Genomic DNA, 24,786 nt, shown 5'->3' with positions numbered 1-24,786 from the left:
CCTCCTTACAAATATGCCTCATTAAATTTGATACTGCTCTTATGACTGAACTTGATTTTAACTGGCGTCCTGGGCGGCAGCAGAAACCAATCTGATTGAATTTGAAGTGCTGTCATGATTAAATTACCGCTGCAAGTGACCTTTCTTTTTGCTGAATCAATTACAAGTGTGTCACCAGCGATGAAATCGTACAGCAGCTTGATCGTTTTCGATACAGACCCATCATCATTAAGAAGAGCCACCTCATATGAAGTGGCTTTCTCTTCAAAGACGCATTCGATTGTCGGGTCTACGGCCGCATATCCCGGATTAATGATAGTCTGAATACCTGAATTAAATTCAAAATCCTTCGCCGGGCCGTATTTTTTTGGGTCAGGACAGATAAAAGTCAATGTTGCAGTCTGAAAGCCTCCCTGTTCTTCGCCTTCTGAAATGCTTTCAAAGACAGCGTTATAGAATCTGTCGGGCTCATCATGAAAAATTAACGGTTTAGGCTCTTCAGTGTGCAGAATAAAAGTCAATTCCTCCTGCTTTTTCTTCAACTCTTCTTCACTGCTGAAGGCAAAAAGAACCTCAATGGTTATGACTCTTACAGGGATTCTTGTGTTCCGCAGGAAACCGCCGGGGCGATTCCCGATAGTGGCTGTATTCACTTCTCTTCCTGTCACTCCCCGGCCGCCCGTGGTCTTCACATAAAAGAAGGGTGATATATCAATACCATCAAACGTGATTTTCCATTGGTTAGGCAGTAGTTCCTGATAATTGATCAATTAATTCTCGTCCTCCTTGCGTTCGACCTTTTCTGAGCGTCTGTGACAGGTTTTTCTACGCCTTGACCGACCTTCTTGCTGTCCAGCTCAACAACAATCATTCTGTCAGGCAATTCAAGGTTCCGGATGTCCGCGCTTAATTCTTTTCTAACCGTGCCGAGTTCGCTGCTAGAAATGGATGTGTCATATGCAAAATTCATATCCTCTTGCTGAATAGTCATAGCTTCACTGACGGCTCCCATAGCTTTTTGAACAGTGCCGATACCATTCTGAATCCCCACAGCGATACCAGCAGGAACCATGATCCCCACCTGATCCCGCATCAATCTGGATGGGGAGTGGATTTTCAATTTTTTCTTAATGGTTTTCTCAATTGTCGAGGCGATGGAATTTGCTTCTTTCGCCAGCTCGCCTTGCATATTCTTCATTCCAGAAATAATGCCAGCCATTGTATTTGAACCGATGGCTTTTCCGCTTTTCTTGAGAGAACCAAGCTGTTTTACATCCACTGTAAGCTCCCCAATTTTGCGGAGATAGTCATTTTTCAAAAGTGCCAGTTCTTTATTTGCGGCAGATCGTAATTCAACTATTTTCTTGGTTGTCTCGTTCTTCAGTCCGGTTAATTCTTGTTCCGCCTGAGTGCTCGCCAGCTTATGCTTTTCCTGCCACAGCTTGACATACTCATTTAACTCGGAATCTGTCATGCGTGAAATCGCATTAATCTGATCAGCTGACCCGATACCCATTTCTTTCAATTCGTCTGTGAACGCCTTCGGTGCCCGGCTTGCTATTTTTGAAATGTCATTGTTGAACGTTTTGATCTTGTCCAGCTGCTTTTTAAGATTTGCAGTCAGCTTGGAGCCGTTCACTTTTTCACTTGAGACATCATCAAATAGACCGATGGCGTTATAAATCGCGTTAGTTCGGTCTTGCAGCTCCTTTTTATAGGCATCGTTGGCCGCCTTGGTATCAGCAGTCAGTTTATCATTCACACTTTTGAATTTTGAGAGATAAGTATTGTTTGCGGAAAGAATGCCCTTGTTAAGCTTATCAGCCGCTTTCTTTTCGGCTTCCTTCTGCTTTCTGGCCTTATCAGCCATCGTTTTTTGAGTCTGATAGATTTCCCGTTGAACCTTTATTTGCTGGTCAGAATTCAGCTTGTTCTTCTTCTTGATTTTCTCAAGTGTTTTGATATACGTATTCCCGCTGATTTTTCCTGTATCGTATTTTGCCTCAGCTTTCTTAATCTGATCTGATACTTTCTTGGTATGCGCCAGCTTCGCCTTCGCTTCCTTGCGCTGCTGCTCTTTCAGAAGCTTCTTCTGCTTATCAGAGGCGCTTTTGGATGCCTGATATATCTCGCGTTGGATTTTTCGGTTTTGCTCGCTGGTAAGCTTGTTTTGCTTCTGAATCTTCTGCAATGTTTTGATATACGTATCGGCGCCCATTTTCTTGGTGTCATACTTCACTTCAGCGTTCTTAATTTTATTGGAAACCTTTACCTCAGCCGCCTTCTGAGCCGCTTTCGCTGCTTTTGCCGCGGCCGCTTTTACTTTGCCCTGCGATTTATCAATACCAGCCGCCATACCGGTGCCGACGTGATATCCGACCTGGTCACGCATTACCCTTGACGGTGAATGGATTCCCAGAAGCTTTTTCATGCCGTTAGGAATTGCGTTTGCCATTGATTTAACTTTGCTCGCTAATGCACCCGCCATGCCGCTGATACCATTTATTAAGCCTTGTATGATGTTGCGGCCAATGGACTTGAGGTTGATGCCTCTAAAAAATTTCATGACACCATTCCAAATGCTGACAATGCGTTCTTTCGTTGCTTGGATACGGTTTACGATTTGCGCTTTCATATAGCTGAACGCTGTAGAAGCTGCGCTTTTAATGCCGTTCCAAATGGACATCACTTTGCTTTTCACTGTATTCCAGAGGCTTATTACTCTGTCTCTCGTCGCTACAATTCTATTGACGATTTGCGCCCGCATGTAGTTGAAGGCTGTTACAGCTGCACTTTTTAAAGCATTCCAGACAGATGTCACTTTGCTTTTTATCGAGTTCCACAAACTGACCATTTTGTCTCTGGTTGCAATAATGCGATTCACAATTTGTGCGCGCATATAGGTAAAAGCAGTCACTGCAGCACTTTTCAGGGCATTCCATATGGACGATACTTTACTCTTAATTGCATTCCAGATGCTGATCATTTTATCTCTCGTCGCAATGATCCTGTTAACGATCTGCGCCCGCATATACGTAAAGGCTGTGACGGCCGCCGATTTAAGCCCCGACCAAATTGAGGTAATAGTGTTCTTAATGCCGTTCCATACTGAAGTCGCAGTCTTTTTAATACCATTCCAGACAGAAGAGGCAAACGATTTTATAGCATTCCAAACTGTTGTGAAAATGGTTTTGTACAAATTGAATTCCCATTTAAAGAAAGCAGATAGCCCGTTCCAAATGGTTTTAGCTGCCGAAACAATTCCATTCCAAACAGTGGAGAAAAACGACGTTATTGCGTTCCATGTTGATGTTGCCGCTGTTTTAATGCCTTCCCATACAGATTGGAGCCACTGAGATATGACGCCCCAAACTTGAAGGGTGTACTTCTTGACTTTATCCCAATTGGCAATAATGAGAACAACTAAGGCTATAACCGCCGCTGTAATCCAACCGATAGGCCCCATTGCGATGATCCATGACGCTGCCATGCGCGCCGCATTTGCCGCTGCTTGAGCTGCCAAAATGACCAAGCGTTTACCAAATAAGATCATTTGTTTAATACCTGCCGCCAACATTGACACAAATGAACTGATTTTTGCCGCAGTCCACGCCGCTGCCATTCGTGTTGCTTGGGCTGCTGATTTTGCCGCTAAAACAGTTATTCTGGCAATGAAAAGCCCCATCTGCTTAATGCCGTTTTTCAGCATTGTTATGAAAGAGCTGATTTTCATCGCAGTCCATGACGCCGCCATTTTAACAGCATTAGCTGTTGCTCTTGCTGCCATCGCTGTATACTTCGCAATGAATTGTCCCATAGTTGCTATCGCTGATTTTAATTGACCAATCAGGCCGGCCAGCTTTATACCCGCAGCTGTGGTTTTGAAGGTTCGTAGATATTCAGCTGCATCTTTAAAATCTTTAAGACCGTTGGTAACAGCACTGACTGCTACTATCGCCGGAACAATAGCTCTTAAAGCACCGATTAATGAAATGCCCGCTGCAATGAACTTCCCAATTGCCGGGTTTGCTTCCATCGCCGCATTAGTAAATTTCAAAAACCCGTTTACATTCTCCAAGATCGTTTTGCCGAGTGGAGCCATGCCAACAAGCAAGTTGATGATAGTCTTCGCGATCTGCCCCAATGTGCTCCATACTGTAGGGCCGTTAGTTTTGATATAGTCAATGAACGATTGAAATTCTTTTGTTTTCGTAACGCTGCCAGCCCACTCATTGAACCGCTTTGTCATACCTACCAGCGATGTCATCATGTCTTGAGACATAGGAGCGAATCCAGTAAACAGCTTAGTCAGACCGCCCGAAAAGTTTCTGATGATCTGCAGCAGTTTCGGGCCGTTGGTTTTTGTATACTCCACGAAAGCCTGAAATTTCTTTGAGGAGCCCAAGTTCGCTGACCACTTCACCCATGATTGGGTCATTCCTTCGATGGATTTTGTCATGCTCTTTCCGGTCGGTCCGAATGCTACGATCAGATTAAAAACTGTCCGTAAGACATTCCCGGCAGATCGGCCGAATGAAGCAAACGCCCCCGGAGCTTCTTTGTTCAGATAGGAAATGAATCTCTGCATGTCCGGAGCTTTAAAAGCCTTGTCCATGCTTTTAGCCAGTCCCACGCCCTCTTTTGCCAGTCCATCAAACATTGGAATGAGTGAGTTAAGCGCGAGTTTAAACGTATTTAGAGACATACCGAATGTTTTTAAGATCGGCTTTTGAACCATCGTACCGATGTCCCGCCAATTGTCTTTAAAGTCTTCGAGGTTCTTTAATGCCTCTCTCTCTTCTTTTCCAAGAGATTTTTGCAGATTATTGATCTGTTTCATGATTTTAGCGCGCTCTTTCGCGCTTGTTGCATTGTCCAGCTTCTCCTGCAGCTTGGAAAGGTCTTCGGATGCTTTGAATACACCGCTTATCGAAGTAATAGCAAGGGCGCCGAATGCCGCCGCGCCTGTTCCCGCTGTTGCAAATGCACTGGTTAACCCCATTACTCCGCCGGCTGCCACCCCGAGCATAGGACCCAATGAGCCGATTACCCCGACAATACTTGCAAGGGCTGGCGAGATTGCAGGGAGTAGGGACGTTAGTGCCCCGGCAATTGAATGACCGATGACCGTTGAAACTGAGTTTGTGATCTTGGCAAGCCTGTTCATTGACGTTTCAAACCGATCAATTCGAGCTTCTATACTAATCCATACTTTTCTCGGCAAGGACGCCAGAGCAGCGCGTGCCGTTGCTACAGAGCGCATAAGCGCAGCTGTGTTTCCGTTTATGACCGTGGTAATTCTGTTTGGCAGTGAAGCCAAAGCTGAACGGACTGCCGAAACCCCGCGCATGATAGGCGACGTGGCCGCATTAAAAGTGGTAGTTACGTTATGAGATACTGATGCTATGGCTGACCGCGCAACAGCGACAGCACGCCCTAAAGGAGTGGGATTTCCGTCTATCGTCGTTGTGATTCTGTTCGCCACCGCCGATAGCCCTGCTTTAGCGCGTGCCAATGCGGAAGATAACGGCCGCACATTCCCCATTAATTGCGTGGTGACAGTTTGGGGAATCTGTCTTAATCTTTGCTTCGCCCAATTGATGGCCCGTGTTAAAGGGTCTGAATCCGCATCTAAATCAACCCGCGTTCGTTCATGTCGATGAACAAAATTATCTATTTGTTGCGCCGCCTGCCGTACTCTTGCTTGAAAGCTGGCAATTTCGGCGTCAATCTCGACAGTGTGATGATCAGCCATCCGGCGCATTATATCGTTGACACGATCCATACTGCGATTAAATTTTCGTGTCTGTGCTTCAACTATCGCTGTCAGTCTTTCGATCATTCCCTCACCCCATTCCTTGTCCGGATTTTGAAAAGTGGTTGCGGATTGCATCATTAAACCGCTGAACCCCTTTGGCTCGTTTGCCAAGCTCGTTTACATCTGACTTGCGCCATTTGTCGTTATCGCCAGTGATATTGCGCTCCAATTGACGTCTGGCCTTCTTTGCATCAAACATTTTCGTTTCTTTGGGGCGCTTCTCATTCATGGCGTAACGGTGAAACATGGCGTTTCTTGCCATAAGCTCCAATTCATCTATTTTTCGCAACTTGGCCCCTTTGAGCAGAAGCTTGTACTCGTTAGGAGTCCATGACATGATTAAATCCACATCATAAACCCCGAGCCAATGTGCGGAGTTCGTAATTATTTGGTCGTAGTCGATCCCGTTCTCTCTTTGTATGCCTCTTTCATCATCTTCAAGACTTCCTTGCCGTTCTCTTCGTCCTCCAACCGTTTCGCTTCCATTTCCGGTGTTTCGTTCGGAGCCGGTTTCTTCCCTTTGTTCATCTTCTCCATCATCTTCCAACGCTGACGGATCACACCTTTGAAAAAACCCGCTGAGTCCAGTGTCGTGAATGCTTCATTGATCATCTTGTCAATTGCCTCGCCTGTCTCGTCTTCATCAATGATTTTCATGATTGCTTCTTCAATAGCCTCAGTTGAAGGCTTTTCTTTCTTCAAGTAAGCAAGTGCGCAATCCCAAAAAGCAGAAAGGTAGGAAGCCTCTTCATTCAGCAGACTCATGTAAATATTCATTGTGCCGCCTTTGCCCTTTTCGTCCTCAGTGGAGTATTTTTCGTTTGCCAATCTGTCAAAAGCAAAGTCGCAACGTGATTTGTATTCTTTATCTCCGATAGTTAAGTAAGCCATTTATAAAACCTCCGATTATTTTTGTATGTTAAAAAAGAGCCCGGGAAGCCCGGACCCTATGATTCCTTTTCTGTTCGTATCGTAAAATTGGCCGATCGTTCCGATTCCCCGGCCGAGTTCACTGCCGACACGTTAAAAATGTAGGCGGTATCCGGCTTCAGGTTAGGATTCGACGTGTACGAGTTCGTTGAGACAGTCGCTATTTTTGCGTAAAATCTGTAAATGTTGTAAGATGTCGCCCCTTTCACCGCATCCCATGAAAAACTCACCTGATTTGAAGTGGCGCTTTTCGCAGTTATATTGCGGGGTACGTTAGGGCGTAACCGCTTGTGTTTGCGTAACAATCTCAGACATTGAGGACTCGCCCGCATCGTTCACAGCAGAGACGTTGACCGTCAGTTTCGTGTCGGCCGCAATTCCTGTCAAGGTGTGGGATGTGCCTGTGACATTTGCGTCCAGTTGCTTGCTCGCTCCCCTGTATACCTTATATGAAGTTGCCCCATCTACCGCATCCCATTTCACGGTCACGCTGTCAGTCGTAGCCGTGAACGATAGATTTTGGGGCGCATTAGGGCGTAGTCGTGCCGCCGAATTCCTCAAACTTAGTCGCGCCGGCAGAGGATTCAATCATCGCTAAAATTTCATCTGATAGTGGCGGCAATTCGCCTTTGAATGTTTTCCCGAGCACAGGCAGAGTTATTGAAACCTCAACAAACCCATCCTGCGGCTGACTGAATTCCAAACTTTCAATAATTGCATGTCCAAAGACAGAATCATGCTTATCATTTTTGTTTTTGTTTTTATTGACTTTCCAGACCTTAATTGCCTTTTCGTTATCATAAGCACTTTCAATCGCTTCCTGCCCCGGATCGGTCACAGCAGCATAATAAGTCAGCTCAAAGCTTTCATTTTTTGTACCATAACCGACAATACGGCCTGATTTTGTGGACTCATCCAGCGTGTCCTGTTCTTTCGTGTGTGACCCTTCTGTTTGAAAGGCGATGAACAGCCCGTCTGCCCCTTTTGCATCCATCGGCTGCACAAAATAAATCTCATCTTTACCGTTTAATAAATCTGGCATTTCTTTCATCCTCTCAATTGTTTATTGTGAAGCGCATTCTGAGAATGCCGTGACGCGTGTACCCGTCAATATCGGTGATCACCTGCATGCTGCGCATCTCAGAACGGCATAAAGAAAAGCCCTCTATTGTTAGGGGCCTGCTTGTTAACGCTTGAAGCATGAGGCTCAGAATCTCCATTGCTTCTTTTTTTCCGTTGTAACCTGACCAGCAGTGTAAAACCACATTGATTTCTTCACCGCTGGATGTCTTGGTTTTAAATGGGGATACATCATCATCGCCCATTGTCACATAAGGCTTTTGCTGATCTTTCGGGACTGCATCAAAGACGCCCGTGACGCGCCCGTCCAGCTCTTCGTCTGTTGATAACCTCTTAAATAGAGCAGCCTGCAACGGCCACAGGGCAGATCGCATGATGACAGCTCCTTTCTATCACATTTGACTGGCAAAATACCGCATGCCTTCGTCCACAGCTGGATTCCAGAACGGCTGCGCCCGCATTCCCCGGGTGACTACCCATCTATTTAGCTTGGTGTCGTAATAAACCCACGGCGTTTGCCGGCCGCCGCCTTCCTCTGCGTAAATCCCTGTTCCGTATTCCACATATACGGCATAATCGGCACCAACAGAAATAACGGCCCGTAAGCCGCCCTCTTGGTAGTCGATTTCAATTGAATTTTTCAGGTTCCCCCCGTCTATTGCGGCGGTCGGAGCATTCAGAACAGCATGGCTGTAAATCAGCTCGGCCGTGTCTGTGACCAGTTGCTTAATATCATCTATGACCCGGCTTCTGAATTCGCTCGTGGCTCTTTGCATCTGCCTGACCCATCTTCCGCTCACCTCAGCCATTGCCCTTCAGTACCCCCGTTACCTGACATTTCAAATTCATAATCTCATGCATGCCGCCCTGGTCGATCGGATCTGATTTGAGAGTCAGCACCTTGTTTTCGTAGATGATCCGCATTGTCTTCTCAATATCATTGCGGTACGGGAAATACACATTGCAATCAACCGGATTCTGAAGCTGTTGAGCCTGATAATATTCCCGGGACGTAATCCCACCGACAAAGGCCTCTGTTGTGAGATAATCAGTGAATTTTTCAACATAGCCCCCGCCGCCGTCCGGCACCTCTTCCCACCGCTGAAACGTTATGACATGCGGGAATTCTTCATAGATCATCGGAATGCCTTTCTGTATGGGTACAGATTCTTCATAATGTGTTGCGGGAATTCCGTGTTATACGAATATGACACATCCCCCATACTTCTCCCAGACAGACCAGACGGCGTCATATTGTATTCAGCCGCTTTCGCAACAAATATTTTTACACCAGCGGGCAGCGCTTTTGGATCAAAAGTATTTTTGCATTCGTCTGCGGCAACCTCAATTAAAATAGGGACAACCTCAGACAAATAAGCGTCATGCTTATCGGTTGTTATCCCTATCATTCGTTTCACTTGTTGGATGTCCATTGGATCACCCTTTCAATTTTTCGAGAAGTGTTTCTCGTTTCATGTTGTAATAACCTGAGATCCCTTTATCCTTTGCTACCTGCTTGAGTTGCTCGACAGTCATTTCGTCATAAGACAGTTTTTCTTGAGCTGCCTTATCGATGTTTGCACGCCTTTTCAATTCTTGTTCCAAGAGCCAAAAGGTTGTTGCTCCCATTTATTCGCTGCCTCCCTCTGCATTGGTTTTAGTTGCGATTTCCGACATTGCAGATTCGCCGCTCTCATTAACAGAAGTGACATTGATTGTTAACTTAGTATCAGGCGTTAGACCGTCCGTGCTGTATTCAGGCTTGGTTACATTCTTATCAAGACGTTTGTCTGCTCCCCGATAAACATTGTATGAATCCGCCCCAGCTACGGCATCCCAATTGACAGTCACAGAATTACTCGTGCTTGTAAACCGTAGATTTTGGGGCGCATTAGGGCGTAGGAGTAGGCTCATCTACTGGAAGTGAATCATCAACAATAATGGACTTTTGAAGGTATGTTCCAAAACCTACATCAGCCCTGTTGTTAGGAATGAACTCAATCAAGTTTTGTTTCTGTAAATTTGTATGCGTTACTGAATGCATTGCAATTGAAGTGAATTTCCCTTTAGCATCCCCGAGTAATTGAGCTGCATCAAGAATCACTTCACCGCTTAATTTTGATTTAGTTGCTGCTTCTGGTCCTTCATTGGAAATGATCTTCACAATTCGGACTTTCTTTTTGTCATAAACACGTTCATAGTTCTTTGCGCTTGCCAATTCTTTGAATGTAGGCATTTCAGCAGCAACATCAGCTTCGGTCCATTTGAAACCACGAGGATGCATAATGAACTTCTTACGATTGATCAAAATGTCCTCACCTTTTAGTGAGTTTCGATCTGTTTCGGTTGGTGTTTTCGGCATACCTGGGGCATAACCAACGGCACCTCCAGCAAATAGGTAAGTTGTGTACTTTTTCCCGTCACCGCTCGAAATATCTAATACAAGATCGCCATCATTATTAGTGATGTTGCTACCAAAGACACCATCCAACATAAGGAAGATCATTTTTTGAAACTGTCTTTCCCAATAGTAATTGACACGATCCCCAATTGCTCTCATTGGATCTGATCCCGCAAGCTCTCCCGCTAAATCTTCTGCGCTCCAAGCCTTACCATATTCGAATACCCGAGCAACGTCTTTCCCTGCTTTGATTTTTTCTGGAGTCAATGCAAAGTTTGATTGAATCGCCTCTGGATCTCCTTCAAGATCGTTCCAAAAAGGCATATTGACTGTATCCCCACCACTCGGAACAATTAAGCCCGGTACAGGCTGAATAATTCCACTTCGATATACCGCTGTTTGTTCAACAGTATTGTTCATTGTGTATTGGTTAAAAATTTCTGGGATGATAACATCCTGAACTCTAGTTACTGTCATTTAAATTCTCCTTTATAATCCATAGATTGCAGGATTTCCGCCTGCTTGGATAATTAATTTTCTTGCTTGTTCTGGATCACTTTTCAAAATGTGACCTTGCTCAGTCAGGTTTAAATGGTCCTGACTAAATGGATTCTTGCCTGTTGGTGAATGAACACCTGAATTTGCTGTGTCGTGTGGCTGCCTACCTGCTAAAGACGGAGCGCCTTTTTGGTCTTCCTCAAAAAGATAGCTGTCGCTTTCCCTGAGAGCCGTTAGCTGTTCGTCAAGACCAATCACCTTGCCGTCAGCTAATTTCAAACCATCAAGATTTAAATTGGCTTTAACAGCCTTGATGTTTTTTGACTTCGCATCCCGCAATGCTGATTCAATCGCGAAGTCAAAAGCCTGCTGATCTAATTTTTGCTGATACTCCTCAGCAGTTTTTTTGTTGTCTTCTTGCAATTGTTCAATTGCCGCCTGAAGCTCTTCGTTTCCTTTAGCCTGTTTCTGCAAGGCAGTCAATTGCTGGTCCCGCTCGTCAAGCTGGCTTTTCAAGTCCTTCTTCTCATTGTTGACTGCATCAAAACGCTCCTTTGGGAACCATTGGCCGTTACTGACAATATCAATCTTTTGATCTCCGGCTTTTTCGATCACCTGAGCATATAAATCATCACCGAGCAATTCTTTTAAACTCATTTCATTCTCTCCTTTGATGTTTTTTTGCGTGTCCACCTCACGCGCAGGATTTACGTTTGTTTTTGCTCTAAACCTTTAAAACGAGCAGACAAAAGAGCCTTTTAACGTCATGCTCAGGACAAAAGAAAAAAGCTGTCACATGAGTAACCAGCTTTAAAGCTTACCTATTTTGTTATCGAAAATGTTTGTTAGCTTAGGAGCAACAATGCCCCATCCATTAAATTGACTAGAGTGATTGTCTTTCGCTCTGTACTCTTTCTGTAATTCAACCATTTTTTCAGCAGTCTTTGTATCAAATGCTTTAGGAGTAAACAGTGATTGCTTCAACTCACTGATAATCTCGTTGTAGCTATCAGAGTCATTATATTGAATTGCACTATTCAACATTTCTAGGAGGTATTTAATACGTTCGTTCTCTTTCATGAATCATTTCCCCCTTTCCTCAATGGATTTGTACCACTCTTCATAGGTTTGGTATGGGATGGTCTCGCCAGCTCCATTCCCGCGCTTACGGGCCCTTCTTGTATCCGGCAGCACGCCGTTTACTTTGAAAGTAATCGTGCAACGGCAGTTAATATCATCCTTGGCATTATTCATGTGCCCCGGAGCCGGCCCGACGCCGCCGTAAATTGATTTGAAGAGCCCATTGCGCTCTATTGTCTTCCCGTCCAGCTTCCTGTGCCCGGCTCGTGTTTTAAGATCAAGGGTAGCATTCCACATTTTTTCAAGATTGCTCCGTTTTGAGGCCTTCTCAGCGCTTTCCATCCTCGCCGACACTTGTACCCTATGAGCTTCTGTTCTCGCTACGTCACGGGCTTTTCTGCGCGCGAATTCCGTCGCTCTTTCAATGCGGCGGGCGATCTTTGAATAATCCTCCCCCGCTTGCAGGCCCTGAGCGACGGAAATTTGAATCTGTCGGACATAATCGTCTCGATGTCGCCTGTATATCGCTGACAAAGTCAATTCGGCTATAGGGTTTAGAATGGCCTGCCGAATGACTTCGGCTGTCGGGATGCTAAAACCCAAGTTTACCACAGATTCCAATTCAAATAGATAAGCAGAACGCATGTAATTCTCTAAAAACTGCTTGGCTGCTAATGCCTCAACAATTGTCAGAATGGTTTTGAAAGCCTTGTGAGATTCCTCGGCCATCCTCTCCATTTCCTTGTTCAGACGATTGTATTTGTTGGCATCGGCAAAAGTAAGCTGGCCGTCCTTGCTGTACTTCGCATACAGCCGGGCAATTTGTGCATTGATCTCCTTTAAGCGAGACGCAAAAACGACATCAATCTTCTGAGCATCCTCAGTGATCATGTCGTCCAGGTACTTATCAATATCATTCTGGTTCATCTTCATCACCGCCCGCGTCTGTTTCCACATCCGTTAACGGCGGCATGCTGTTCCTGTATTCGATTTCTTCAGATTCAATTCGCTTCATTTCAGCTTCTACATCGTCAACCCATGGATGATGAGCGAGACGGGTTTCTTTGCTTAAATCAGTGCTTTGATTACCCATCTGCACCTCTTCAAGTTCATTGGTCATACGTGAACGATTGAATGTCATTTGTAAGAGAGTGTGATCGTATTCCCCTTGGCCGGTCATCCGCAAATATTCAGTAAAAAACCAAAAGAAGGCATGCAAAGCCGGACGGAATTTCCTCTCAGCTTCATTTGCCTTCAGATCAAGTAAAGAATATAGGTTTTTAATTGCAACGTTCGTCGGTGAATTTCCCACTTTGTCAGGATTATTGTTAACTCCCTGCCCGAACCGGTATATATTTTCTTCAAGTCGGTCAAGGTGGGTGTTCGCGCTGTCAATCGGTACTTCAGCAGTTTTCATATCCATTCCGCCATCCGAACCGACTTCAACGGCCTTGTAATAACGTAGATTTGTCATGAACTCGCTCAAATTTTGACCGCCGAAGTTTTTAAGGATGTAAATGAAGTCTTGCATTTCATCAAAAGTATTTGCGTTATTTGAAATGTTGCTGTTGTATTGATCAATTAAATCCTTGTAAAAAACAAGATCGCTGACGCCTTCTTCATTGTTCTTGAACTCGATTAAGGGGACTTTTCCCCATCCATACCCGGCATTACCTAAATAAAAATGACTCTCCGGGTTTCGTTCGTAGTCAAAATCAAGAACGAGAGTGCCATCGTGCATTACGTAGTAGAATATCTGCTCATCCGTATACAATTCGACCTTACGAGTGTATTCATCATCAATGTTTTTCACATCATAATACCTGATTGCATACAGAAGCTTCCTCTTTTTCGTTGTATCGTATACCGCAATGACTTCTTCAGCAGGAATCCGGATAAAATCAAATTTCCCGTCTTCATCAACAAACGGGTGGAGCCATTCACTGCCCTTATTACTGGCGTTTTTCAAAAGCTCATTCATTACGTCATCAAAATCTTCGTTTACAAAGTCGTTGACCAGCTCCAAGAACTTTGAATCTTCAGCATTAAAAGTGATTGGTTTCCCGACCAGATATTGCACTTTCTGTTGGACCAGCAGCTTGTGCCAGTTATGAGAAATACGGTTATTGGGCTTTTCCGTATCTATTTTGCGTACGCCATCCTCATAGAAATAGCGCAGTCTTTTTTTTATGTCGGCCTGATTCATGTAATATGCGACGCCCTCAAGCATTCGGTCACGATCTAATTCGTGTTTATCAATCATCTTTTGAATAACCGTAGTGTCCGGCAGAGTATCTGATGTTTCTGCACTGTCCTCAATGATTTTCAACAGCTCTTCTGTGTGTGTTGGGGTTATTGGATACAATAGAAATCAGCTCCTTTCTTTTTATCTCGTCATGACCCGTACGCCCGGCCGCTTCATATCCCGTTCAAAAGCATAACGAGTGGCATCTATAGTGTGGTTGTCAGCGTCCTCAAGCCGCGCCTTCGGATTGCCATCTCTATCAGTCTGATAGTCGATATTCTCGAATTCCCGGGCGATATTAGGAGTTCTCAACGGATCAATGATAATGGCGTCTAAATCATCAAGCCATTCCTCGCCATATTGAACCGAGTCAGGTCCTTTTTTCGCGCCTGTTATGCGTCGGATACCGTGATCGATTTTCAGTTCATCAATACTCTTAGGCTCGGCACTGTCAGCAGTAATTTCCTGACTCTCATATCCTTTTGACCTGATCCATTTTGCCAGCTCTCTATTGGAAACCTTTTGATCATAAAGCTCATCAATCGCATAGATACTGTTCCGCTTCTTGTCATAGTGCCACCTGACGTAAGCGAGAGGATCAGGACCATATCCAAAGTCAACGCCCTGCCGGATGTTGTCGAATGAACGAACCATTTCATCAGTAATGCAGCCGTTCTCGATTTTCAAATTATCAAATGGCACAACACCACTCCCTAACGCTTCGCCGAGATATTCCCATCTGTACTTTAGTGGGTTCCGTTCCTTAACGATCTCAGCCTCTTCCTTAAAGGCTTTTGAGATATAAGGATTTTCGAGATATGTTGAATGATGGATATATGTGTTCTTTGGTACGAATGAAGATTCATATTTTTTGTTAACCCACGATTGCTTTCTTTTCGGCGGATTGTATGAATAATAAAAAGCATAAAAAAGACCGTCCGGGAGTTCAGCCCGCAGGACGGAATTTTCGATCATTGAAATTTCTTCTTCAAGTTTAAATTCGGCCAGCTCTTCGACCCACAGGAAGGCAACCGGAAATTTTGCGATCTTGAGTGACTTGATTTTTGCCGGATCGTCCGCACCCCTGAAAATGATGCTGTTTCCCCTGGGTTTGTACGTGAGCCTCATCGGCGATTTATTGACATGCCAGTATTCACCCACGCCCAGCAGATCAATTGCCTCTTTAAGCTGCTCGAAAACCGATTCCCCTAATGTGTTGGCGACTTTCCGCACCACAAGTGTACTGACCGGGTATTTCATCATGTCGTTTACTATTCGGGTGCCAATATGCGTCGATTTCGAAGAGCCACGGCCTCCCTTTAAGACATACCGAAGATATTTGTGACTGTTGGCTGCCGCCCAGAACGAACGGAATTTCGGCGTTACGATGTCCGATATTCGCTTAACCTTCGTCAACGTCTTCACTTCCTATATCATCAATGATCGTCACGCCGCTGTCTTTTGGAGCGTCTTTCTCGACTTCGTTCCGTGTTTTCTCGATATTTAAGCGCATTTGTTCCAATTTAAGGCGCCGTTCATCTTGCTCATGCGCCAGCTGGTCGAACTGCTTGATCAGACTCCGGAGCTCACCCATTGCCCGAGATTGAGCGTTCAGGAATGTTGCATGACGATCCCATGCGAATTGTATCTCAAGTTCTTCTTCTACAATGTTTTTTTCATATGTTAAATTGCCTTCTTCGTCCTCATCTTGATGATAAGCGTATTTTGCCTTTTTAAGCTCTTTTGCCGTATCATCTTTATTCTGCACAAACATAATGCGTTGCGCTCGTAGAATGGCTGCATATTGTATCTGAATCTGATCCCATATCATATCAGCAGGGGAACGTTCCTGAATCTCTTCCATAATGGACAGCGTTTCCTCTGGCAGATACTTTGAGAAAAATCCATGCGAAACCGCGTTTCGATTTCTCTCCGGGGCGCCGCCGTTGTTTCCCAATGCATTTTTATTACCGGGTGGGGCGCCTGCCTTTTTTGTGTGCACACTTTTTTCAGAGGGTGCACCCTTTTTTCGTTCCCAACCATGCCGCTGCTTCCACGATTTAATGGTGTTCATTGACACCCCGTATTTTTCGGCAAGGTCCTTGTATTTCATGCCTTTGGCGTAATCCTTATACGCCTGAATGTGCTTTTCAGCCATCTACATTCACCGCCGCCTCCTTTTGAATTGAGTTGTTTTGGAGATTATTTTCTCGGACTAAACTCGTCATCGTGTGCAAGCTGATGGATAGTGTCTTTCCCTATTTCTACGAGTCCAACAGCCTGCAAATATGATTCTGCGTCGTATACAGTCATCGTGGTGCCGTCTTTCATGTTGAAAGTAGCGACATAGCCATCAATCTCATGAAAATTCTTTTCCATCCAGTTAATAAGTCCGTTTGTAGGGCCGGGAAAAACTCTTTTCACTTTACTCATCGGATCATCCCCTTCATATTCTCTCTAAACCAAGCCCACACTCAGAGGCTGTCAGCCGCCAATTGTTTTATCTGAGATTCACTGGACCCGGTTTACAGAGAACATAAAAAAACACCCCGAAGGGTGTTCATCACATTAGCTTATCTCCCAAACAATCAGTGTTTCTTTGTCATTAAGTTTAACAAATTGAGTAAGTCTCACATTTGTTGCTTTATGCTCTTCACCCAATTCTCTGCTAAACTCTCCAAGGAATTCCGCCCAATCTTCTTTAGGTTCGAAGACATGTTGATAAAATTGCTTTACCTTCACACCACTAACTATCATAATTCTCACCTCCCACCTTATTATCGGTTAAGGAGTATGACAAAGGAACTATTTGCAAAATTTGTCGAACGAAAGCGCCCTTCATAAATAGGTGGCAACCGTAAGACGAAAAAACACCCTTTTGACAGGGTGCTCATTTCCGCCTATGCTTTTGGAAATCCAAAATATCCTCTTTCAGAAAAAGCCTGTCCCGGGGCATTTCTTTCATCGGCTCCAATTCCCCGGTCTTTACTAACTGGTTCAGATACTGACGGGTGAACCCCAAAATCTCAAGCGCTTCACTTGTATTGAGTATCTCTTCATTCAGGAATTTCTTGATTGCGTCACGCTCTTTAGGCTTGTACATTTTTGAATCATCCTTTTTTCTCGCGATATTTCAAGTAAAGGGAAAATGCTTTCTCGATGATCGAAACAACAAATAAAATGATCAGGCTAATGTCGAGAGCCGTTTTCAATGGTCCCGCTGCCACATCCTGACGGAAAAACAGCATATACGCCAGGGCGAGAAGAACAACAATATCGGTGGTGGACTGTACACTTTTCATTTTTTGAAAGTGGCTGGCTTTCAGGTATTTTTCTTTAGTCGCCGCATTTGCTATACTTGGAGCAAGGGAGAAGCGCTACCTTCTCCCTCGGCTCAAAATCATCTGCGCTTTCTTGGACGTCTGCGTTTTTTGATTTTGGGCTTTTTTGTTTTAAGCTTTTCCCTGATGATGAGGACTTTCTCAACAACTGTGAGAGTTGTGAGGATAATCCCCAGTAACAATGCGATTTCAGCCACTTTCTTTCCCTCCTTTCTATACTTTAATTATACCTCTTTTATTTACTCACGTCAAGTAATATCGTGGGCTTTTTTCATTATTTCTCCAATAAAAAAGAGCCTATTCACGCTAAACAGAATAGGCTGTGATCTGCTCTATTTTTCATTTTCAGGCGGGAACGTTCAATGTTCTTTTGTACGGTTCCTTTTTTAATCCCCAATAACTGCGCTATCTCTTCGAATGACATGTTTTGCACAGCATGCATCATGAATATGTCTTTTTCTCTTTCGGTAAGCACGGATAGGGCATCAGCGATTCTTTCCTTATCCCAGTCACTTACCTCTCCCTCAGCCTCTTGAACGATTGCATATTCTCCCGGCAGCGCATCAATTAAGCGCGGATCAGCAAGAATCGTCCTTTGGTATGCATCTCTTCTGTCAGCACCTCGGCGAGCGCCCGGCTGTCTTCCGTTCTGCAGCCATTCAAGAGTGAATTCAATATCGCTGATCATGCTACTGATAATCTTTTTGTCGTTGATCTGTTCAGCTGTCAGATTGACTTCAGCTGTATCTTTGTAGAGCCGATACATTTTTCTCGTTTCTCTTAAAGCCCGTTTGTATTCAATGATTAAATCTTGCATTCTGATTCCTCCCCTTATTTGCGCTTAAATGCGCCGCCCTTGCCTCGTTTAAGCCTTTGCATGTCTTGTCCCATCATTTGCCGCCAAAAGCGTTCAGATCGCTCCTGCGCGTTTTTATTGGGCTTTTTCTTTTTCTGCTTCATGTCATCCCTCCGCTCAAATAAAAAACGGACACCAATCAGAGCACAGTGATTCTGTGCAATGATCAGTGTCCGCAGGCTCTCCGTCTTGGACATAGTTCAATTTTCAAGAAAATATTGCTGGTTATATTGATTCTTTCTCAAATTCAAATAACTCTTTTCGCAACATTGGATATATAAGTTTGTAAAAGGCATATCCCACGGCAATACCTAAAGTATTTAATATTAGATCATCAACATCAAAAGTTCGATATGTAGCCCCAATTATACTTGAGATTGTTAATTGTGATATTTCAATAAGAAGAGACACACAAAATCCTACTATTATCAAACGTTTTAATTTACAAAATTTCTTTGATAAAACAGGTAGAAATACTCCTAGCGGCGACAAAAGAATTAAGTTTCCACCGAGTGTACGAGTAATTATAAATAAACTTCCAAGACTAAAAGTTGAAGCCATGCTTTTGAAAGGAACAAAGTTATTATGTTCACCCATGTTTTTAGTTTCTTGTATATCAACACTACTGATTGGCAAAGGGAACAATGTAACAGCTATTAATGCTCCAAAATAAATGAATGTCGCGAAAACAATGATATGCTTTTCAAAATCCCACTTATTTTTTTTCAAGACTAGACGAGCTATTACTCTGTAAATGAGAAAGAGCAAATAAGCAACGACCGACAAAAATAAAGGTAAGGTTCCACGAATCACAAATAATCCCCACTTTTCAAATTATTTGTTCTTAGTTTCTCATATCTACCCAACCTTGTGTAGGGATTCCATTATTGGTTTTTGTGAATTTCAAAAAATACTTTCCACTTTTGTTGTTTTTATAAGTTTCAGTTGATGTAGCATTCCCGGGGAAAGACTTTGTACCAATTGATTCATCACTAAACCAACCTGTAACCCTTCGAACATTAATGTTAAATTTAATTGCTTTTCCATCTGTATGGGCATGTGCTGTCAACTTAATATTAGAACCACCCATACTATAATTTGGTGTAGTAAATTGATGATAAAAATCGAACTTCGGACTATAGCTTGCAGCTAATGCCCCAATTGGAATCAATAGAATAGCACTAAAGACTACAGCAAAAATACTTTTTCTTACTTTCAACATATAAATCTCCCCTTTCATTTTCCATATTATTGTAACATTCGTCCCGAAAAAATCAACTGAATTTGTAAAATTATCAATAAATTTGTAAAATCGTTTAGGGAAATGATTCATTTTACTCGCAACAATTGGGCTTATTGATTTTTGATTACTTCACATAGAATTTAGCTGATTCAAATGTTCCGATGTAGTTCCGCTTGCCGGAATCAGAGTAGCAGTCAAGCTGGATGACATAGGTTCCCTTTCCGGTCTTATTCCGGATCGTTTTCACGTTGAATGATTTCAGAGGCGTTGCCGTTTTGAAGCTGCCCCGCTGTACTAAATTCGTATCAGTCAGCCCGCCGCCGCTGCGCTTCTTGTATACGCCGGCCGTGTAATAAAGTGTTCTTGAGCCTTTTTTCTCGGCTTTCCAGTCCACCGTTGAGGCGCCGGCCGTGTAAGTCGTGGCATCCGTAAACACCCGGCCACTGTACCCGGATTCGTTTTGCCAGCCTGACCATGCGGCGGAAGCAGACGGCGCAACGGCCGCGGCTCCCGTAAGTAATACTGCTGATAGAATGATTGATTTGAATAATTTTTTCATAGTCATTAATCCTCCGTCCTTTCGGATACTCCATTTAGTTTTTTAGAAGTGAAATGAAATGTAGTGTTAAAATCCACATGGAAAGGCTTGCGGCACTTCTCGCAATTCATTTCAAATTCACCCGACATATCGCCTCCCTCAATGTAATCGTAAAATTCCATTAAATACTCGCAATGCGGGCATTTGATTGCGTCAATCACTGAAACTGATTCATTTTTCGTCAATTTATTCCCCTCCTTTTCCTTTGAACCATCCACGGACTACAACATTCATTCCGCGCTCTTCTTCTCCAATTGTTCAAGCTCTTCCCTGATTTCCATGATTTTCTTCCTTCTTTTGTAAATCTCTTTAAAGATACCCTGTTTTGTATCAGGGTCATCGACGATCAACAAAGCCTCTTCAAGCGTCTTCCACTCTTGTTTTTCTCTATGGTAAGCCTGTGCCATTGTAAGTGCGTTCACGATTGTTCCTCCTTATTGTTTTCAATATATTTCATGATTTCTTCTCCGGTAGCAGGCCGTATAAAATGCATTTGATTAGCAAGGTTTGCTTGCGTGGAAGATTCTATTCTTGAAACCTTCTGCGATATTGAAAGAAAAACGTAATCACCGATCATAAATTCTATTTTGCTTCCCCGGTTAATATCTGCTGTTTCCTCAATGTATTTTCTCATGGTATCTGTGGCTTTGAATTCCAATTCGGTTAAGCATAATGCACAAAGTGTAATGGTTGTGGAATGGTCGTTGTCATCAGTAAACGAAACTGATCTCACTGCTTTGCTCCCCGGATGCATCGTGCATGTTTTCTTCATAGGTATAGGCCTTGTAAATTCAATCATTTTGCTTTTTCTCCTTTTCTCTTTGTTCCTCTAGCAATGTTTCTATTGTCATCCCGGTATGCTTCAGAATTTCGTCAATAGCATGACGGACACCTTGTGTGAACTGCGTTTCACGCAACAAAGAACCGTGCGTCAAGGAAAGGACTTTGATATTTTTCTTTAATATTTCTAGCTGTTTGTCTGGTGTCAATCCAAGAATATTCTTCATTTCTTCAACCGAATGTCCGCTATTGAACCAGTCGCCGTTTTTCAATTCAACCCGAGAACCTTCCGGAATTTCTTTGATGGCCGCTATATCCTTTCTGTCAAAAGCCCATAATATTTCCGAGCCGCGCCAGATTTTAATGTCTTTGCTCATTTTTCTTTCGTACTCCCTCTGAGTTATTGGGTCGAAAAATATTTCCGGTTGCGCTTCAGGTTCTATTTCCGCAAATACTTGATCCTTTGATTTAAAAAGAGCAGCAGCCGTTAAATGTTCATTATTCGGCTTTTTCGCTGTTATAGCCATCATTGAGCTGTATGGCTCCGGGAATAATGTAGTCTTCACTCCGCGCCCTCCAATAACTCAGGATTCTGAAATACATCCCCTAGAATTTTGTTTTTCGCTGTTTCCGAAAATACCGGACGCACTTCTCCCTTTTTCTCGTTAACGATGCACCATTGGCCGTCCAACATATTAACCGACCCAATGATTACACCCTCATATGGACTCCCTAGTTCCGTTTCCTCCTGCTCGATAACATGACCTTCATAGACAGTAATAACTTGATGGTTGCATATTTCCGCTCGATCTGTTCCCCACATGAGAGCCGCATCCCAGTCATCACTGGACGCAACAATAACTCTGCAACCATCACGCCATAAAATCCATTTTCCCCCTTTGAGTTCAAGGCTCAACCCTTCATCATCCCAATAATGCATCTGCTCGCCGTCCCACACTCTGTATGCCGTGTTCATAGGAGCGAACCGTCCATGATAAGGACTTTAATGTCCGGATCGTTGAAAGTCCCTGAAATATAGGTGTAAGACATCAACTCTCCATCTTCACCCTTTACTTGCGAATACATAATGAGCGCATAGTCTCGTTCCACTTCTCGGATTTCATCGTCTTGAAAATTTTCGTAATCGTCCGTGTCAGAAATATACTCGTTGTAAATCCTTTCAGCATCCGCCTCGTCTTTCGCTTTGAGAAGCGCGTAATATGGATCATGGATTTCATAGAATTTCATTGTTCTTCCCCCTTCAATAATTGAGCTGATTTGAGAATCTGTTTAAAATGTGACATTGCATGGTCCCAACCGTCGTAATGACAGGGACGATTTAGTCTCTTGATGTCTTCCCTACCTGCTTCCATTTCATTGAACCCTTTGATGACTTCTTTGATATTTTGATTGTCGTACAGCGTTTGGATAGCCGCTTCCAGATAGACTGCCTGGTCAAGAGTTTCTTCAAGTGCGTGCTGCAACCAGCCGCGCAGATCATAGGCATTAACTTGGACGGGCTGGCCGTACTTGGCAAGCCCCTTTTCCTGTTGTGCGTTTAATTTGCTGATGACGGCTGAAATGATCGGGTTGTCGGTGTGGTTCATCAATACCCCTCCTGCTGCCGCTGATAATTGACGGCGTTTTTGTCCATGTAAGCCGCTTCGATCTGTTCCAAAGTAAATCCGAAACCGATAGTTCCAATGCTCAAGAACAAGGCCCAAGCCAAACTGAAACTGGTCTTTTTAGTGCTCTGATCTTTGGACATGTAAGAATTTAATAGCATCCATTTCATTTCTAGGAACACACCTGTTAAACCGCCTTCAAATCCCTTTTTCTTCATTTCGACAAACCCTTCTTCCGGTAGACTCATAGCATCTTCCCAGCCTTTTTTAATGGCTATTGAAAGGAAAAAGTGTAGGCAGTCGACAAATTCTTCAAGCAAAGAATACGATTTGTAGCCATATTCAGGTTTCCATTCAAGGGCGCCTCCGTCCTCAGATGGTTTCCAGTTATACTCCGGTTTTTTCGGCAGCTGGTTATTACTCCAATGCTTGAACCAGCGTCCTTCATTTGCAAATTCAGCTAATTCAGTATCCAGAGCAACATAAGTGTTTGGGAGCAAGTCCTGCCCCTCAAGCCCCTTTTCTTTGATGATCCGATCGTCAAGCACCTTTTGCATTTCAAACATTTTTTGTAGATTCATGATTCAACTTTCTCCCTTCTCCGTTTACGCGGAACGCCTATTTTTCTTGCATGATAGAAATAAGTATCAATACATTCGAAACCGAAATGCTGTGCAATTTGGAAGTGTGTCCAATTCTGGTTACGAAGCTCCGTCCATTCTTCCAGAGTGAACAGGCGATACGGTTTCTGGATTACTATCCCGTTAGCCTTTTTCCAGACGGAAAGAGTAGATGGAGAGCAATGGAGTTCCTCTCTCGCTATTTCCGTGTCAGACAAACCGATTTCACGAAGCTCTCGATATTGCTTTTCTGTGAAGCCGATATCATCAAGTAAAGTCACACTATTCCCTCCTAATTAGCCTTTAGCCTTGTAAACTTGGTCATATGTTCACTTACGCAGAATTCAGGAAGGTTTGCCCTGACAAGCTGCTCGGCGAAGGGCGGCGGAACTGCGTTGCCACATCGCTCAATCTGCTTCTTTTTCGAATACGCTACGCCGTTTATATCCCTATCAATCACGTAATTAGTCGGGAATCCCTGCGCCGCAAATAATTCATGAGGCTGAAGCATCCGCATCCCGATGTCTACGATCTGATAGTTTTCGCCTTTAATCGTGACCAGGCCGAACCTGTCTTTTGTGGTGACTGTATGCAGAGGGTCACTGAGAGCCTGCCCCGTGTCTGACCCGTAATATTTCGTCAGGAAAGCCCTGACTTCGCCAACGTGCAGGCCGCCCGCGGTTATCGTAGGCATTGGGTTCGTCACCGTTTGGCCGTCTCTACAAGTGCCGCGGAGCTTGATCAAGTGACTTGTAGCAAGAGCGAATTTATTGCCGCCGGCCGTTATGGTGCCGAGTGGTTTTTTCAGATCGAGCACCCGCCGGCCTTCCGGATCGCCGTATCCCATTTGAATGAGTGAATTACCGCGCTCCCCTATAACAAAAGGTTTTTTACTGTCAATGACAAAACGTTGTATACCTCGAGCGATGCGCCGCATTGTATTTTCTGAAAGAGGCTTTTTCCTGTTGAAAATTGACGGCGTTTCCAGTGACCAGTCCATAATCTCGGAGGCAGTCCGCCACGGTTTAAGCTTTCCGGACTTCACTGTCGCACTTTTTGGATCGCCATGTGTCGGCTCGGGCCATATGATCGGCCGCCCGTCACGCCGAGCGATTAAGAACAGCCTTTTCCGTATTGTCGGGGCGCCGTAGTCGCACGCCTTCAGCTCTTTCCATTCGACTTTATATCCGTGTCTGTTTAACGCTCTGACAAAGGAACGGAACGTATATCCTTTTTTGTCCGGGTCCGGCCTTCCATCTTTCCCAAGAGGCCCCCACGTCTTAAATTCTTCGACGTTTTCAAGAATGATTACCCGCGGACTTACCGTTGCCGCCCACCTGACCGCTACCCATGCAAGCCCCCGGATGCTCTTCTCAACGGGTTTGCCGCCCTTGGCTTTCGAAAAATGCTTGCAGTCCGGGGAGAACCAGGCTAAACCAATCGGCCGCCCCTTGGCTGCTTCCCTTGGGTCTACTTCCCAAACAGACTCACAATAATGTTCTGTATCCGGGTGGTTTACCTGGTGCATGGCAATGGCCGCCGGATCATGGTTAATCGCAATGTCCACCGAAAGCCCGGTAGCCAATTCAATTCCGGTACTGGCTCCGCCTCCGCCCGCGAAGTTATCGACAATGATTTCTCTGAAAAGTCCCAGTTGTTGCTTGATCATCC

The 24,786-nt window shown here is 44.2% G+C and carries 39 protein-coding genes; all 39 read right to left on the bottom strand.

Annotated features, from left to right (window positions below):
- Positions 1-5: 5 nt before the first annotated feature.
- Entirely contained in the window at positions 6-770 is a 765-nt protein-coding gene (locus BAMF_RS23480; RefSeq protein ID WP_013351236.1) for a distal tail protein Dit, read from the bottom strand.
- Complete coding sequence (locus BAMF_RS23475; protein WP_013351235.1) at positions 767-5,842, bottom strand: phage tail protein; 5,076 nt, start codon at positions 5,840-5,842, stop codon at positions 767-769. The genes BAMF_RS23480 and BAMF_RS23475 overlap by 4 nt, the downstream gene beginning before the upstream one ends.
- A 4-nt stretch (positions 5,843-5,846) precedes the next feature.
- On the bottom strand, positions 5,847-6,155 hold the full coding sequence (locus BAMF_RS23470) for a hypothetical protein (RefSeq protein WP_041481705.1): 309 nt from the start codon (positions 6,153-6,155) through the stop codon (positions 5,847-5,849).
- A gap of 47 nt (positions 6,156-6,202) precedes the next feature.
- The gene (locus BAMF_RS23465) at positions 6,203-6,709 is read right to left on the bottom strand and encodes a tail assembly chaperone (protein WP_003155845.1); all 507 of its coding nucleotides are present in this window, start codon (positions 6,707-6,709) and stop codon (positions 6,203-6,205) included.
- A 56-nt stretch (positions 6,710-6,765) separates the two neighbouring features.
- Complete coding sequence (locus BAMF_RS40560) at positions 6,766-7,080, bottom strand: fibronectin type III domain-containing protein (RefSeq protein ID WP_223253963.1); 315 nt, start codon at positions 7,078-7,080, stop codon at positions 6,766-6,768.
- The gene (locus BAMF_RS40555) at positions 7,022-7,336 is read right to left on the bottom strand and encodes a fibronectin type III domain-containing protein (protein ID WP_013351233.1); all 315 of its coding nucleotides are present in this window, start codon (positions 7,334-7,336) and stop codon (positions 7,022-7,024) included. Before BAMF_RS40555 ends, BAMF_RS40560 begins: the two co-directional genes overlap by 59 nt.
- Complete coding sequence (locus BAMF_RS23460) at positions 7,278-7,790, bottom strand: phage major tail protein, TP901-1 family (RefSeq protein WP_013351232.1); 513 nt, start codon at positions 7,788-7,790, stop codon at positions 7,278-7,280. Before BAMF_RS23460 ends, BAMF_RS40555 begins: the two co-directional genes overlap by 59 nt.
- 13 nt (positions 7,791-7,803) lie before the next feature.
- Positions 7,804-8,202 carry a DUF3168 domain-containing protein gene (locus tag BAMF_RS23455; protein WP_013351231.1) on the bottom strand — a complete coding sequence of 133 codons (399 nt, stop codon included), beginning with the start codon at positions 8,200-8,202 and terminating at the stop codon, positions 7,804-7,806.
- Positions 8,203-8,220: 18 nt separating this feature from the next.
- Positions 8,221-8,637, bottom strand: coding sequence for an HK97 gp10 family phage protein (locus tag BAMF_RS23450; RefSeq protein WP_014471518.1), 417 nt, complete (start codon positions 8,635-8,637; stop codon positions 8,221-8,223).
- A complete protein-coding gene (locus BAMF_RS23445) occupies positions 8,630-8,968 on the bottom strand; it encodes a phage head closure protein (protein WP_013351229.1) in 339 nt (112 codons plus the stop codon). The genes BAMF_RS23450 and BAMF_RS23445 overlap by 8 nt, the downstream gene beginning before the upstream one ends.
- The gene (locus tag BAMF_RS23440; RefSeq protein ID WP_013351228.1) at positions 8,965-9,261 is read right to left on the bottom strand and encodes a phage head-tail connector protein; all 297 of its coding nucleotides are present in this window, start codon (positions 9,259-9,261) and stop codon (positions 8,965-8,967) included. The genes BAMF_RS23445 and BAMF_RS23440 overlap by 4 nt, the downstream gene beginning before the upstream one ends.
- Before the next feature lie 4 nt (positions 9,262-9,265).
- Positions 9,266-9,457 (bottom strand): Rho termination factor N-terminal domain-containing protein, encoded by a 192-nt coding sequence (locus BAMF_RS23435; RefSeq protein ID WP_013351227.1) that lies wholly within the window; start codon positions 9,455-9,457, stop codon positions 9,266-9,268.
- Positions 9,458-9,742, bottom strand: a complete 285-nt coding sequence (locus BAMF_RS23430) for a fibronectin type III domain-containing protein (protein WP_076983707.1) — start codon at positions 9,740-9,742, stop codon at positions 9,458-9,460.
- Positions 9,720-10,706 carry a hypothetical protein gene (locus tag BAMF_RS23425; RefSeq protein ID WP_013351226.1) on the bottom strand — a complete coding sequence of 329 codons (987 nt, stop codon included), beginning with the start codon at positions 10,704-10,706 and terminating at the stop codon, positions 9,720-9,722. Before BAMF_RS23425 ends, BAMF_RS23430 begins: the two co-directional genes overlap by 23 nt.
- A 12-nt stretch (positions 10,707-10,718) precedes the next feature.
- A complete protein-coding gene (locus tag BAMF_RS23420; RefSeq protein ID WP_013351225.1) occupies positions 10,719-11,384 on the bottom strand; it encodes a phage scaffolding protein in 666 nt (221 codons plus the stop codon).
- Positions 11,385-11,537: 153 nt separating this feature from the next.
- Positions 11,538-11,807: a hypothetical protein gene (locus BAMF_RS23415; protein ID WP_013351224.1), complete on the bottom strand. Its 270-nt coding sequence runs from the start codon at positions 11,805-11,807 to the stop codon at positions 11,538-11,540.
- 3 nt (positions 11,808-11,810) lie between these two features.
- Entirely contained in the window at positions 11,811-12,734 is a 924-nt protein-coding gene (locus BAMF_RS23410; RefSeq protein WP_013351223.1) for a phage minor head protein, read from the bottom strand.
- A complete protein-coding gene (locus BAMF_RS23405; RefSeq protein WP_013351222.1) occupies positions 12,721-14,172 on the bottom strand; it encodes a phage portal protein in 1,452 nt (483 codons plus the stop codon). Before BAMF_RS23405 ends, BAMF_RS23410 begins: the two co-directional genes overlap by 14 nt.
- A 21-nt stretch (positions 14,173-14,193) precedes the next feature.
- Positions 14,194-15,468: a PBSX family phage terminase large subunit gene (locus tag BAMF_RS23400; RefSeq protein WP_013351221.1), complete on the bottom strand. Its 1,275-nt coding sequence runs from the start codon at positions 15,466-15,468 to the stop codon at positions 14,194-14,196.
- Positions 15,455-16,210: a phage terminase small subunit gene (terS, locus tag BAMF_RS23395; RefSeq protein WP_013351220.1), complete on the bottom strand. Its 756-nt coding sequence runs from the start codon at positions 16,208-16,210 to the stop codon at positions 15,455-15,457. Before terS ends, BAMF_RS23400 begins: the two co-directional genes overlap by 14 nt.
- A 44-nt stretch (positions 16,211-16,254) precedes the next feature.
- Positions 16,255-16,485 carry a hypothetical protein gene (locus BAMF_RS23390; RefSeq protein WP_013351219.1) on the bottom strand — a complete coding sequence of 77 codons (231 nt, stop codon included), beginning with the start codon at positions 16,483-16,485 and terminating at the stop codon, positions 16,255-16,257.
- Positions 16,486-16,620: 135 nt separating this feature from the next.
- Positions 16,621-16,809, bottom strand: a complete 189-nt coding sequence (locus BAMF_RS23385) for a hypothetical protein (RefSeq protein ID WP_041481605.1) — start codon at positions 16,807-16,809, stop codon at positions 16,621-16,623.
- Positions 16,810-16,942: 133 nt separating this feature from the next.
- Entirely contained in the window at positions 16,943-17,155 is a 213-nt protein-coding gene (locus BAMF_RS23380) for a helix-turn-helix domain-containing protein (RefSeq protein WP_003155868.1), read from the bottom strand.
- A 297-nt stretch (positions 17,156-17,452) separates the two neighbouring features.
- Entirely contained in the window at positions 17,453-17,590 is a 138-nt protein-coding gene (locus BAMF_RS41460; RefSeq protein WP_164848964.1) for a hypothetical protein, read from the bottom strand.
- Between the two features lie 104 nt (positions 17,591-17,694).
- Complete coding sequence (locus BAMF_RS23370) at positions 17,695-18,210, bottom strand: sigma-70 family RNA polymerase sigma factor (protein WP_013351217.1); 516 nt, start codon at positions 18,208-18,210, stop codon at positions 17,695-17,697.
- A 14-nt stretch (positions 18,211-18,224) separates the two neighbouring features.
- The gene (locus BAMF_RS41975; RefSeq protein ID WP_014304492.1) at positions 18,225-18,353 is read right to left on the bottom strand and encodes a hypothetical protein; all 129 of its coding nucleotides are present in this window, start codon (positions 18,351-18,353) and stop codon (positions 18,225-18,227) included.
- Between the two features lie 121 nt (positions 18,354-18,474).
- Positions 18,475-19,062, bottom strand: coding sequence for a VanZ family protein (locus tag BAMF_RS23365; RefSeq protein ID WP_044051884.1), 588 nt, complete (start codon positions 19,060-19,062; stop codon positions 18,475-18,477).
- Between the two features lie 31 nt (positions 19,063-19,093).
- Entirely contained in the window at positions 19,094-19,471 is a 378-nt protein-coding gene (locus tag BAMF_RS23360) for a hypothetical protein (protein ID WP_041481604.1), read from the bottom strand.
- Between the two features lie 145 nt (positions 19,472-19,616).
- Positions 19,617-20,051, bottom strand: a complete 435-nt coding sequence (locus BAMF_RS23355) for a hypothetical protein (protein WP_041481603.1) — start codon at positions 20,049-20,051, stop codon at positions 19,617-19,619.
- A 5-nt stretch (positions 20,052-20,056) separates the two neighbouring features.
- The gene (locus tag BAMF_RS23350) at positions 20,057-20,275 is read right to left on the bottom strand and encodes a hypothetical protein (RefSeq protein WP_013351215.1); all 219 of its coding nucleotides are present in this window, start codon (positions 20,273-20,275) and stop codon (positions 20,057-20,059) included.
- A gap of 45 nt (positions 20,276-20,320) precedes the next feature.
- Positions 20,321-20,512 (bottom strand): hypothetical protein, encoded by a 192-nt coding sequence (locus BAMF_RS23345; protein ID WP_013351214.1) that lies wholly within the window; start codon positions 20,510-20,512, stop codon positions 20,321-20,323.
- A complete protein-coding gene (locus tag BAMF_RS23340; protein ID WP_013351213.1) occupies positions 20,509-20,889 on the bottom strand; it encodes a hypothetical protein in 381 nt (126 codons plus the stop codon). Before BAMF_RS23340 ends, BAMF_RS23345 begins: the two co-directional genes overlap by 4 nt.
- Positions 20,882-21,436, bottom strand: coding sequence for a hypothetical protein (locus BAMF_RS23335; RefSeq protein ID WP_041481602.1), 555 nt, complete (start codon positions 21,434-21,436; stop codon positions 20,882-20,884). The genes BAMF_RS23340 and BAMF_RS23335 overlap by 8 nt, the downstream gene beginning before the upstream one ends.
- Positions 21,433-21,810: a YopX family protein gene (locus BAMF_RS23330; RefSeq protein WP_232469717.1), complete on the bottom strand. Its 378-nt coding sequence runs from the start codon at positions 21,808-21,810 to the stop codon at positions 21,433-21,435. Before BAMF_RS23330 ends, BAMF_RS23335 begins: the two co-directional genes overlap by 4 nt.
- Positions 21,811-21,842: 32 nt before the next feature.
- A complete protein-coding gene (locus BAMF_RS23325) occupies positions 21,843-22,118 on the bottom strand; it encodes a hypothetical protein (protein WP_013351210.1) in 276 nt (91 codons plus the stop codon).
- Positions 22,115-22,477, bottom strand: coding sequence for a hypothetical protein (locus BAMF_RS23320; RefSeq protein ID WP_013351209.1), 363 nt, complete (start codon positions 22,475-22,477; stop codon positions 22,115-22,117). Before BAMF_RS23320 ends, BAMF_RS23325 begins: the two co-directional genes overlap by 4 nt.
- Positions 22,477-23,076, bottom strand: coding sequence for a dUTP diphosphatase (locus BAMF_RS23315; protein ID WP_013351208.1), 600 nt, complete (start codon positions 23,074-23,076; stop codon positions 22,477-22,479). Before BAMF_RS23315 ends, BAMF_RS23320 begins: the two co-directional genes overlap by 1 nt.
- Positions 23,073-23,396, bottom strand: a complete 324-nt coding sequence (locus BAMF_RS23310; RefSeq protein ID WP_013351207.1) for a hypothetical protein — start codon at positions 23,394-23,396, stop codon at positions 23,073-23,075. The genes BAMF_RS23315 and BAMF_RS23310 overlap by 4 nt, the downstream gene beginning before the upstream one ends.
- A gap of 11 nt (positions 23,397-23,407) precedes the next feature.
- Positions 23,408-24,784, bottom strand: coding sequence for a DNA cytosine methyltransferase (locus BAMF_RS23305; RefSeq protein ID WP_013351206.1), 1,377 nt, complete (start codon positions 24,782-24,784; stop codon positions 23,408-23,410).
- Positions 24,785-24,786 lie beyond the last annotated feature (2 nt).

This window comes from Bacillus amyloliquefaciens DSM 7 = ATCC 23350, assembly GCF_000196735.1.
Classification (GTDB): domain Bacteria; phylum Bacillota; class Bacilli; order Bacillales; family Bacillaceae; genus Bacillus; species Bacillus amyloliquefaciens.
Note: the sequence above shows the minus strand (reverse complement) of the source record. Positions and strands in the feature narration are given on the sequence as shown.